The sequence below is a fragment of the uncultured Allofournierella sp. genome (assembly GCA_944382705.1).
Classification (GTDB): Bacteria; Bacillota; Clostridia; order Oscillospirales; family Ruminococcaceae; genus Allofournierella.
This window is the reverse complement of record CALWNE010000002.1, coordinates 1-11,514: the sequence shown is the minus strand read 5'-3', so window position 1 is coordinate 11,514 and position 11,514 is coordinate 1. Positions and strand designations below refer to the sequence as shown.

Here is an 11,514-nt window from a genome sequence, read left to right as displayed (position 1 = left end):
AATCTACCTCAAGCCCTTTGAAATCAGCGTAAAAGAAGGCGGCGCCGATGCTGTGATGTCTGCTTTCAACTACATTGGCACCCAGTGGGCCGGTGGCTCCAATGCTCTGTGCAACACCGTCCTGCGTGAGGAATGGGGCTTTGTGGGCATGGTACTGACCGACTACTTTGGCGTATACGGCTACATGGATGCCGACCAGGCCATCCGTAACGGCAACGACTTCTGCCTGGTAAACTACGATACCGCCACCAACCATGTAAGCGATACCACCAGCGCCACCAGCGTGCTGGCCATGCGTCAGGCTGCCAAGAACATCCTGTACACTGTGGTAAACAGCCGTGCTTATGCATCCGAAAACCTCAATCCCGGTATGCCCGGCTGGCAGATTGTGGGCATTGTAATTGATGTTGCCCTGGCTGCTGTGCTGATTGCGCTGGAAGTAAGCGTGCTGAAGGCTTACAAGCGCAAAAAGGAAGCTGAAATTCAGCAGGCTGCTGCCGATGCCGATACAGCGGACAGCGTTCAGTAAGAGTGCAGGCAAGCGCAGCCGCAAGCCCCAGCGAATGCTGACCATCAAATGATTGTTCCGGGGCTTTGTGCAGGAAATTTCACAAAGCCCCGGACTTCTTTGGCTACTCCCCAGAAAGCAGCCGGTGCAAGGTTCGCCTGTTTTGTGGGGAGTGGCCCGAAGCCTTAATTCAAGTGCCCTTGCAGGGCGTTATCCCAAGTAAGCAGAAAAGGAGCTGTGTTTATGCAGTACAAAGATTTAATCCAGCAGATGACCTTGGAAGAAAAGTGCAGCCTGCTTTCTGGCCGGGATGTATGGACTACTCGTCCCATTGAACGGCTGGGGATTCCCAGCATCTTTTTGTCGGATGGCCCCACCGGTGTGCGCAAGCAGATGGGCGCAGGCGATCACCTGGGTCTGAATGCAAGTGTGCCGGCCACCTGTCTGCCTACGGCAGCCACCATGGCCAACAGTTGGAACCCGGAGCTCAGCCGGAAGGTGGGCCAGCTGGTGGGCCAGGAAGCAGTGTGCCAGCAGGTGAATGTGCTGCTGGGCCCCGGCTTGAACATCAAACGCAGCCCCCTGTGCGGTCGCAACTTTGAGTATTTTTCTGAGGACCCCTATCTTTCCGGCAAGATGGCAGCGGCCTTTGTGCAGGGTGTGCAGGCAAACGGGATTTCTGCCTGTCCCAAGCATTTTGCAGTAAACAGCCAGGAATTGCGGCGTATGGCCAACGACAGCGTGCTGGACGAGCGCACACTGCGGGAAATCTACCTGACCGGCTTTGAAATTGCTGTGAAGGAAGGCCAGCCCAAAACCATTATGACCAGCTATAACCTGGTAAATGGTACTTATGCAAATGAAAATGAGCACCTGCTGGAAGAAATTTTGGTGCAGGACTGGGGCTACCAGGGTGCAGTGGTCACCGACTGGGGCGGCTCCAACGACCATGTGGAAGGTGTTCGAGTGGGAAGCCACCTGGAAATGCCCGGCACAGGCGGCGACAGCGACCGGGAACTGATTGCAGCCGTAAAGGAAGGCCGCCTTTCGGAAGATTTGCTCAACCAGCGTGTGGATGAATTTCTTCGGCTGGTTTTTGGCACCTGCCAGGCAACCCAGAAGGGCCACAGCGAATTTGATGCAGCGGCACACCACGCCATTGCGGCCCAGGCAGCCGAGGAAACGGTGGTGCTGCTGAAAAACCAGGACAATCTGCTGCCTCTGGCAGAGGGTACCCAGGTGGCTGTCATTGGCGACTTTGCCAAAACGCCCCGCTATCAGGGGGCGGGCTCCAGCATGGTAAACCCCACCCAGCTGGACACCGGCCTGGAGCAGCTGGCTCAAAGCGGGCTTCGCTCGGTGGGCTATGCCCAGGGCTACCAGCGTTCCGGCGAAAAGAATGAGCCCATGCAGATGGAAGCTGTGCAGCTGGCCCAGCAGGCTCAGGTGGTTCTGGTTTACATGGGCCTGCCCGAAATCAGCGAAACCGAGGGTATGGACCGCACCCATATGCGCATTCCGGACAATCAGATTGAGCTGCTCCATGCAGTGGCAGAGGTGAACCCCAATGTGGTGGTGGTTCTGGCAGGCGGCAGCCCGGTGGAAATGCCCTGGGTAAGCCACTGCAAGGCATTGGTGCACGGGTATCTGGGAGGCCAGGCCGGAGCAGGTGCCGTGCTGCGGGTGATTACCGGCAAGGTGAACCCCAGCGGCAAGCTGGCAGAAAGCTACCCCATGGCATTGGAGCAAAACCCCACCAGCCGTTACTACCCCGGCGAACAGCGCACCAGTGAGTACCGGGAGGGCCTGTATGTGGGCTACCGTTACTACGAAACCGCCGGTGTGCCGGTACAGTTCCCCTTTGGGTTCGGCCTTTCCTACACAACCTTTGCATACAGCGACCTGACAGTAAGCGAGCAGGGGGTAGAGTTTACCCTTGCCAACACCGGCAGCCGTGATGGCGCAGAGATTGCCCAGCTGTATGTGGCGCTGCCCGGCGGCAAGGTGTTCCGCCCGGCTAAGGAGCTGAAAGGCTTTGCCAAGGTGTGGCTGAAAGCAGGGGAGAGCAAGCGGGTATCCATTGCATTCGATGACAAAACCTTCCGCTACTTTAATGTAGGCACCAACGCCTGGCAGGTAGAGCCGGGCGAGTACCAGCTGATGGTTGGCTCCAGTGTGGCACAGATTCAGCTCACAGGCCAGCTGAAGCTGGAAGGGGACCAGGCACCCTGCCCCTACCAGAAAAATCAGATGGAGTGCTATTACACCGGCCAGATTCAGCAGGTGCCGGACGACCAGTTCCGGGCATTGCTGGGTCACGAGATTCCCAACCCCAACTGGGATGCCAGCGGCCAGCTGGGCCTGAACGATGCCATCTGCCAGATGTACTATGCCAAGAGCCCTCTGGCCCGGCTGGTGTATAAGATTTTGACCCATCTGAAGGATAAGAGCATTGCCAAAGGCAAACCGGATTTGAACATCTTGTTCATTTACAATATGCCCTTCCGTGGCATTGCAAAGATGACCGGCGGCGCTGTAACCATGGATATGGCACAGGCAGTGGTTACCATGGTAAACGGCCATTTCTTTAAGGGGATGGGCCAACTGCTGGGCTGCCTGTTTGGCGGCAAAAAAGCAGGCAGATAAACCGCCCCATACCCCCCAAAATATAACATCCAGAAAGGAGCAGTTTTGCGTATGACCGGTTTTAAAAAATGGGTGGATGAACATCCTGATTTGTGGGAGTTTATCCTGTTTAATATTCTGTCCAACTGCGCCACCGTTACCAACTTTGTGGTGATGTGGCTGTGCACCGGCTTTGTGTTTGCGTCCTTTGCAAGCCAGCCCTTCCAGTTCTTCATCTTTAATTACACCGATGTGCAGCGGGATTTGGGCCTGTGCGGCTTTTTGAGCTTTTTGGTGGCCACTGCCGCTGCCCAGACGGTTAACTTCTTTGTGCAAAAAAACTGGGTGTTCAAGTCCAACGCAGCCTTCCATAAGGCGGCGCCCAAGTATGTGGTGCTGGCTGTGGTGCTGGTTATCATCTCGGCGGCATTGCCGGCTTACAGCCAGGCGTTCTTCCTGAATGTGGGCGTGCCCCACGGCCTGGCACCCACCCTGGCAAACCTTGTTAATATTGTGGTACAGGTGGTAATCAGCTATCCTGCCATGAAGTTTGTCATCATGCCCAAGGAAGCATAAGCTCGTTTGTTTTGTTTTTAAAAGGCAGCTGCTCCGCCCATGCAACAGGGCTGGGCAGCTGCCTTTTTTGGGTTAAAAATATCCCGAAACAGTGGTAAAACGGTTGACACCTCCCAGGTGGGATGGTACACTTTTAAAGTGAAACGAGGCGTTCACAACCAGGCTCAGAGCCAGATGTGAGCGTCTTTCTTTCGTTATCTACACCCCTGCAAAGGGAGAGATAACCGAGCCTTGCAACCAACGCAAAAGACAAAAGGAGCAATGGGAATATGTTAACTGCAATCACTGGAATCAACTGGGGTGACGAAGGCAAGGGCCGTATGGTGGACCTGCTCAGCCAGGAGTACAACATCGTGGTGCGCTACCAGGGCGGCAACAACGCTGGCCACACCGTCGTGACCCCGGAGGGTAAGTTCGTGCTCAATCTGCTGCCCAGCGGCATTCTGCGCCCGGATGTGGTATGTGTTATGGGCAATGGCATGGTCATTGACCCTGCTCACCTGGAAAAAGAGATTGCAACCCTGCGTCAGCAGGGCATTGTTATCGACCCCTCTCACCTGAAAATCAGCGATCGGGCCACCATCTGTATGCCCTACCATGTGCAGGAAGATGGTCTGGAGGAGGACCGCTTGGCCAAGAGCGGCAGCCAGTTTGGCTCCACCCGCCGGGGCATTGCCTACTCCTACGGCGATAAATTCATGAAAAAGACCCTGCGTATGGGTGACCTGCTGAACCTGGACGAAAGCGTTAAAAAGCGGCTGGCCACCATTGTGGAGTGGAAAAACCTCACCATGGAAGGGGTGTATGGTGCAAAACCCATCGACCTGGAGGAGATGTGGGCATGGTGCCAGAAGTATGCCCAGTTGTTTGCTCCCTACATCTGCGATACCGGCGCATTCCTGGACAAGGCCGACCGGGAAGGCCAGAAGATTTTGTTTGAAGCCCAGCTGGGTGCCCTGCGGGATATTGACTTTGGCATCTATCCCTTTACCAGCTCCTCCAATGTGATTGGCAGCTATGCTCCCATTGGCGCAGGCATCCCTGGCCACAAGCTGGATAAGAGCATTGGCATTATGAAGGCTTACTCCAGCTGTGTGGGCGAAGGCCCCTTCACCGCCGAGCTGGCCATGACCGAGGAGCAGAAGAACGAGCTGCGCCAGGCTGGCCACGAGTTTGGTGCAGCTACCGGCCGTCCTCGCCGGGTTGGCCCCTTTGATGTGGTGGCAAGCCGCTACGGCGTGTTCTGTCAGGGTGCCGACGAGCTGGCTTTGACTCTGCTGGATGTGCTGGACTACATGGAGCAGATTCCTGTAGTGGAAAAGTACCTGGTGAATGGCCAGGAGGTGGATCGCTTCCCCATGGGCGAGGCCCTGGACTGCGCACAGCCTGTGGTGAAATATCTGCCCGGCTGGCACTGTGACATTACCGGCTGCCGCACCTGGGAAAGTCTGCCCCAGCAGGCAAAGGACTATGTGGAATATCTGGAACAGGCAGTTGGCTGCAAAATCAAGTATGTATCCGTGGGTGCCGCCCGGGATGCATACCTGGTGCGTGAGTAAGCTGTATCCCATTTTTTATAAGACCAGTACACAAACAGTCTGGCCGGGGATACACACAGGCCGGACGGGACCAAACGGAGGATAGACCAGCATGGGAGAATATTTGGATCGCGGTTTGCATGAGGAATGCGGTGTATTTGGCGTGTACCGCCAAACCGACGCCGCACATCTGACATACTTTGGCCTCCATGCCTTGCAGCATCGGGGGCAGGAGGGCGCAGGCATTGCCACAGCAGATGGAAAAAGCATCCACTGCCACAAGGGCAAAGGCCTGTTGACCGAGGTGTTCGGCCCTGCCGACCTGGAGGGCCTTAAGGGCAAAAACGCCATCGGCCATGTGCGGTACGGCACCGCCGGCGGCGGCGAACTGGCCAATGTGCAGCCTTTGGTGGCCCGCAAGGCCAACGAAAGCGCTCTGGCGGTTGCCCACAATGGCCAGATTGTAAACGCAGCCGAGCTGCGCCAGGAACTGGAAGATAAGGGCAGCATCTTTTGGGGTACCTCCGACAGCGAAATTATTCTCCACCTGCTCCAGGGCGAGCAGGGCTCCCTGCTGGAAAAAATCAAAAAAGCCTGCCGCCGCCTGGATGGCGCCTTTGCTTTTTTGATTCTTACCGAAAAAAATCTTTACGCAATTCGGGATAAAAACGGACTGCGCCCCCTCTCTTTGGCAAAACAGGGGGACGGCTGGTGTGTATCCAGCGAGAGCTGCGCCTTCGACATTGTGGGGGCTCAGCTGGTGCGGGATGTAAAGCCCGGCGAAATTGTCAAACTGTCTTCCGACGGAATCGAAAGCTTTAGCTACACCGAGGAAACCAGCCAGAACCTTTGCGCCATGGAGTACATTTATTTCTCCCGGCCGGACTCGGTGCTGGAAGGGCAGAATGTGCATGGCGTGCGCCGTGCCTGCGGCCGTCTGCTGGCTCAGGAGGATTTGAGCAATTTTTTACAGGCAGATATCGTGGTGGGCGTTCCGGATTCCTCTCTCTCTGCCGCCGCAGGATACAGCGAGGCCATGGGCCTGCCCAACGAGATGGGCCTGATTAAAAACCGCTATGTGGGCCGTACCTTCATTCAGCCCACCCAGGCCCAGCGTGATTTGGGCGTAAAGCTCAAGCTTTCGGCCAATGTGCCGGTGGTACGGGGCAAACGGGTGGTTCTGGTGGATGATTCCATTGTGCGGGGCACCACCTCCAAGCGCATTGTGGCTCTGCTGCGCCAGGCAGGTGCCACCGAAGTGCATCTGCGCATTGCAGCACCGGCCATTAAGTTCCCTTGCTTCTATGGTGTGGATATGTCTACCCGGGCCGAGCTGGCCAGCGCATCCCTGGAGCCGGATATTCTGGCCAGGGTGCTGGGGGCGGATTCTCTGCGCTTTATCTCTTTGGAGAATTTGAAGCAGGCCTGCGGCACCGAGGGATTGTGTACTGCCTGTTTCAGTGGCGAGTACAGCACCCCGCTGTACAGCCACACCCTGTAACAGCTTAATGCAACAAAAAGCCACCCCGGCACAAAGGAGCAATCCTTGTGCCGGGGTGTTTTTGTGGTTTGAACTTTTTTGTGGTGCAATTATTCCCGGTTGCGGCGGTAAATCAGCAAAAGCCCCTTTAACAAAAGGGCATCGTCAATGATGATGGAGTGACGGCAGTGGGGAACAATAACGCTGGCAAGGCCGCCGGTGGCAACTACGGTGGCCGGTTGGCCCAGTTCCTCCTGAATGCGGTCAATCAAGCCGTCCAGGCAGGAAGCATTGCCGTAAATAATGCCGCTTTTCATACATTCGGTGGTGTTTTTGCCAATCAAGCGGCGGGGGCTGTCCAGCCCAATTTTGGAAAGCTGGGAGGTATGGCTGACCAGTGCCTCCAGCGAGGCGTTAATGCCGGGCAGAATCATGCCGCCAATGTAGCTTTTTTCGGCGTCTACCACTTCCACGGTGGTGGCGGTGCCCAGGTCGATGATAATCAGGGGAGCGGGATAGTCCCGAATGCCGGCCACAGCGCAAACCACCCGGTCGCTGCCCAGCTGGGCAGGGTTGTCCATCTTGATGTGAAGGCCGTTTTTTACGCCGGGCCCCACCACCATGGCTTCGTGGCCGGTTGCGGTTTTAACCGCCTGACAGATGCGCTGGGTGATGGGCGGCACCACCGAGGAAAGAATCACGCCCTCCATCTTGGAAATATCCACATGGTACATCTCCAAAACATTTTTAAAGCTGATGGCATATTCCAGGGAGGTTTTGGTCAAATCGGTGGAAAGGCGTTCCACAAACACAATGTTATCCTCAGACTCCAGATAGCCGATAACAATGTTGGTGTTGCCAATATCCAGTGCAAGAATCATGGTAATTACTCCTTTAAAAAGGCATTAGTGGGAACGGCGGCTCAAAATACCCAGCAGGGGCCGGCCAATCAGGATGGTAAGCAGGGTGGCTACCAGGGCTTCCGGTACGCCATTGATGCCGATGACCGAAAGAATGAGGGGGTAAACAGCATCGGCAGCAACGCCCTTTGCGGCACCGTAGCTTTTGCCAAAAAACAAAAGAATCAGGTGCATTACCAGCAGGGTGTTGGTGAGAGCACCTGCAAAGCCTGCGGCCCCCAGTGCCAGGGTTTGCCCCTTTGCGCCGGGCAGCTTTTGCAGCAGACGAAAAACATAATACGGCACCACGCCCACCAGAATGCGGGGCACAAAGCAGATCACAAGGCTGGCCAGGTTGCCTTTGGTATCACCCAGGGTATAAAAGGGCGAAAATACAAAGGAGGTGGCTACCGGGGTAAAGGTGTTGGAAAGCAGGCTGGTAAAGCCGAACACACCCCCCAGAAAAGCCCCTTTCTTGGGTCCTAAAAGCACCGAACCCAAAATGACCGGAATGTGGATGATGGTGGCCCTTGTAAATCCCAGGGGGATATAACCCAAAAAGGGCACACTGGCCATTACTAGAATGAGGGCCGTAAAAAGGGCAAGCTGAACCATGCCCGTGGCATTTCTGCCGGTACCGTAGCGTTTCATATTCAATTCCTCCTGTTATTATTCCCAATCAAGCGGGATACAATACGCCTATCAGTATAACACCGAATCCCCCGGCGGCACAAGAAAAAATTCAAAGCGGATGCAAAAAAACACCGGTTGTGCTACAATAATCAATGGCCCGTTGGCATTGCCAAACCGGCAACAACAAAAAGGCAGGAGGCAAAAACAGAATGCTTCGAGGAAAACACATTGTGCTGGCCGTTACCGGCGGCATTGCTGCGTATAAAATGGCATCCATGGCCAGTATGCTGGTCAAGCAGGGGGCACAGGTACAGGTGCTTATGACGCAAAATGCAACCAATTTTATTAATCCCATTACATTTGAAACGCTTACAGGGCGCAAATGTTTGATTGATACCTTCGACCGGAATTTCCAGTTTGAGGTGGAGCATATCTCGGTGGCCAAATGGGCGGATTTGGTGCTGGTGGCGCCGGCAAGTGCCAATGTCATCGCCAAGCTGGCCCATGGCCTGGCGGACGATATGCTCACCACCACCCTGCTGGCTTGCAAATGCAAAAAGCTGGTGGCCCCCGCCATGAATACCAATATGTACGAAAACCCTGCCGTGCAGGAAAATCTGGCCACGCTGGTTCGTTACGGTATGGAGCTGATTGAGCCGGTGAGCGGACATCTGGCCTGCGGTGATACAGGTATGGGCAAGATGGTGGAGCCGGAGGTCATGCTGGAGCATATTCTGCGGCATCTGGCCATGCCCCACACCATGGAGGGGCTGCGGGTACTGGTCACCGCAGGGCCTACTCAGGAAGCCATCGACCCGGTGCGCTTTATCACCAATCACTCCACCGGAACCATGGGCTATGCCCTGGCTCGCATCTGTATGCTGCGGGGCGCACAGGTTACGCTGGTAACCGGGCCAACCTCCCTTACACCGCCCCCCTTTGTGGAGGTGGTACCGGTGGTAAGTGCCCAGCAGATGTACCAGGAGGTTACTGCCCGCAGTCAGGTGCAGGACATTGTCATCAAGGCGGCGGCTGTGGCGGATTTCCGGCCTGCCCAAACGGCAGAACACAAAATCAAAAAGGACAAAGCGGGCCTTTCCATCCAGCTGGAGTCCACCCAGGATATTCTGCGCCAGCTGGGCAGCCAGAAAAAGCCCGGCCAGTTTTTGTGCGGGTTTGCCATGGAAACCCAGGATTTGGAGCAGAACGCCCTGCGTAAACTGGAAACCAAACAGCTGGATTTGGTGGTAGCCAACAACCTGAAGGTGGAGGGCGCCGGGTTTGGTACCGGCACCAATGTGGTGACTTTGCTGTGGAAGGATGGCAAAAAACAGCTGGAGCGGATGGAAAAGCAGCAGGTTGCCGTAGCTATTCTGGATCAGATTATGGAGCTGCGCAGCTGAGATACAGGTTGTGCCATTGCGCAAAAAACAGCATAGGATGGGTAGCCTGCCTTGCCAGCTGACTGGTGCAGTGCAGGCAGTAAGGAAAGGAGGGAATTACCATGATTCAGTTTTTTAACAGTGTTCCGGATTTAAATGCTGGGGTGGAGCTGTGGCGGCAGTCCCACGGCGGCGTGCTGCTGGATGTGCGCACCCGTGCCGAATATCTGTCTGGCCATGTTCCGGGCAGCATCAACCTGCCCCTGGAGCAGCTGCACACCATTCAAATCAGCAAGAATGTGCCGCTGTTTGTGTACTGCCGCAGCGGCCGCCGCAGCCAAGAGGCAGCAGATTGGCTAACCGCCAATGGCTACAAGGCCACCAATGTGGGCGGCATCATTGAGTATGACGGCACGCTAGAATAAATAAACCATTGCAAAAGGCACCCCTGGTTGGGTTTGCGGCATCGCAAGCCCGGCAGGGGTGCCTTTGCGGTGCTGCCCAGCTCGCCACCGCTTGCAACCGGCCCTGAAATCAGGTATGCTAGATACAGTAGGGCATTCGCTTGCCCCCAGTACGGCCATAAGCATCCCTTTGGGGCGCAAGCCGAGAGGTGAATCATGAAGTTATCGCTTATCATTCCCTGTTACAACGAGCAGGAGGTACTGCCTGTGTTTTATCAGCAGGTCACAGAGGTTCTGGCTGCGCAGCAATGGGACTATGAACTGCTGTTTGTGAACGATGGTTCCAGGGACAAAACCCTGCCGCTGCTGCGCCAGCTGGCACAGCAGGATGCAAGGGTAAAATATCTTTCTTTCTCCCGTAATTTTGGCAAGGAAGCCGCCATGTATGCAGGGTTTTGCAATGCCAAAGGCCAGTATGTTGCGGTAATGGATGCGGATTTGCAGGACCCGCCCAGCCTTCTTCCTCAAATGATGGAGCTGCTGGAAAGCGGCCAGTACGACAGTGTGGCTACCCGGCGGGTGAGCCGTGCGGGGGAACCGCCCATTCGCAGTTGGTTTGCCCGGCAGTTTTACAGGCTGATTAACGCCATTTCTGATGCGGATGTGGTGGACGGCGCAAGGGATTTTAGGCTCATGCGGCGGGAAATGGTGGATGCAGTGGTGGCAATGGGGGAGCGCAACCGATTTTCCAAAGGCATTTTTGGCTGGATTGGATTTCGCACCTATTGGCTGCCTTATGAGAATGTGGAGCGTGCCGCAGGGGAAACCAAATGGAATTTCTGGAGCCTGTTTGGCTATGCAGTGGATGGCATTGTAAACTTTTCTCAGCTGCCTTTAAGCCTTGCCTCCTGGCTGGGCTTTGGCATGACCGCCTGTGCCTTTTTCAGCCTTTTGTTCATTGTGGTGCGCAGGCTGTTGTTTGGCGACCCGGTGGCCGGCTGGGCCTCCACCATGAGCGTGATTTTGTTTATTGGCGGTTTGCAGCTGTTTTGCCTGGGGCTGATGGGCCAGTACATTGCAAAAATTTACCTGGAAACCAAGCAGCGGCCCCATTATATTGTGGGGGAAACAAACCTGGACCAGGCAAACCCAATTGGATAAACAAAAAGCTGGAGCAAACGGTTTGCTCCAGCTTTTTATTTGAATATTCAGCATAGAACCTGGGCAAAATTGCTCAGGCTTTTTTGCCAAAGAATTTGCGCCGCAAAAAAGTACCGCCCTTTTTAAGCCAGTTTTGCGGCTCGGTAAAGATAACCGGCATTTCCCGGTAGTCAATTTGGTTGGTTTCCAGCCAAACATCCAGCAGCCGCTCGCTCACAAAGCCAAATACACGGGCATCGTTGGGGCTGTACTGGCTAATATCCAGCTCCTGCTCCAGGGTGAACAGGAGATCAAACAGCCAGCTGCAA

At 55.4% G+C, this 11,514-nt stretch carries 11 protein-coding genes; 8 read left to right on the top strand and 3 right to left on the bottom strand.

Annotated features, from left to right (window positions below):
* The 5 genes from ACH2EM_RS00155 to purF all read left to right on the top strand — a co-directional run.
* Nucleotides 1–529 (top strand): glycoside hydrolase family 3 N-terminal domain-containing protein (locus ACH2EM_RS00155; RefSeq protein ID WP_395149996.1); only part of this gene is annotated, 529 nt, incomplete at its 5' end.
* A gap of 222 nt (nt 530–751) precedes the next feature.
* Nucleotides 752–3,154, top strand: a complete 2,403-nt coding sequence (locus ACH2EM_RS00150; protein ID WP_395149995.1) for a beta-glucosidase family protein — start codon at nt 752–754, stop codon at nt 3,152–3,154.
* 51 nt (nt 3,155–3,205) lie between these two features.
* Nucleotides 3,206–3,709 carry a hypothetical protein gene (locus ACH2EM_RS00145; protein WP_395149994.1) on the top strand — a complete coding sequence of 168 codons (504 nt, stop codon included), beginning with the start codon at nt 3,206–3,208 and terminating at the stop codon, nt 3,707–3,709.
* 269 nt (nt 3,710–3,978) lie between these two features.
* Nucleotides 3,979–5,268 (top strand): adenylosuccinate synthase, encoded by a 1,290-nt coding sequence (locus ACH2EM_RS00140; RefSeq protein WP_395149993.1) that lies wholly within the window; start codon nt 3,979–3,981, stop codon nt 5,266–5,268.
* Between the two features lie 91 nt (nt 5,269–5,359).
* Nucleotides 5,360–6,748 (top strand): amidophosphoribosyltransferase, encoded by a 1,389-nt coding sequence (purF, locus tag ACH2EM_RS00135; protein WP_395149992.1) that lies wholly within the window; start codon nt 5,360–5,362, stop codon nt 6,746–6,748.
* A gap of 89 nt (nt 6,749–6,837) precedes the next feature.
* On the opposite strand, the gene ACH2EM_RS00130 is transcribed toward purF, so the two are convergent.
* Nucleotides 6,838–7,608, bottom strand: a complete 771-nt coding sequence (locus ACH2EM_RS00130; protein ID WP_395149991.1) for a type III pantothenate kinase — start codon at nt 7,606–7,608, stop codon at nt 6,838–6,840.
* Nucleotides 7,609–7,632: 24 nt separating this feature from the next.
* Nucleotides 7,633–8,277, bottom strand: a complete 645-nt coding sequence (locus tag ACH2EM_RS00125) for an ECF transporter S component (protein ID WP_395149990.1) — start codon at nt 8,275–8,277, stop codon at nt 7,633–7,635.
* Between the two features lie 191 nt (nt 8,278–8,468).
* Between ACH2EM_RS00125 and coaBC the strand changes: the two genes are divergently transcribed.
* From coaBC to ACH2EM_RS00110, 3 genes are all read left to right on the top strand, one after another.
* On the top strand, nt 8,469–9,662 hold the full coding sequence (coaBC, locus tag ACH2EM_RS00120; protein WP_395149989.1) for a bifunctional phosphopantothenoylcysteine decarboxylase/phosphopantothenate--cysteine ligase CoaBC: 1,194 nt from the start codon (nt 8,469–8,471) through the stop codon (nt 9,660–9,662).
* A 101-nt stretch (nt 9,663–9,763) separates the two neighbouring features.
* A complete protein-coding gene (locus tag ACH2EM_RS00115; protein WP_395149988.1) occupies nt 9,764–10,066 on the top strand; it encodes a rhodanese-like domain-containing protein in 303 nt (100 codons plus the stop codon).
* Nucleotides 10,067–10,261: 195 nt separating this feature from the next.
* Nucleotides 10,262–11,206, top strand: a complete 945-nt coding sequence (locus ACH2EM_RS00110) for a glycosyltransferase family 2 protein (protein ID WP_395149987.1) — start codon at nt 10,262–10,264, stop codon at nt 11,204–11,206.
* A gap of 73 nt (nt 11,207–11,279) precedes the next feature.
* Here ACH2EM_RS00110 and ACH2EM_RS00105 read toward each other — a convergent pair.
* Nucleotides 11,280–11,514, bottom strand: a 235-nt coding sequence (locus ACH2EM_RS00105) for a DUF4422 domain-containing protein (protein ID WP_395149986.1), incomplete at its 5' end; no start/stop codon positions are given.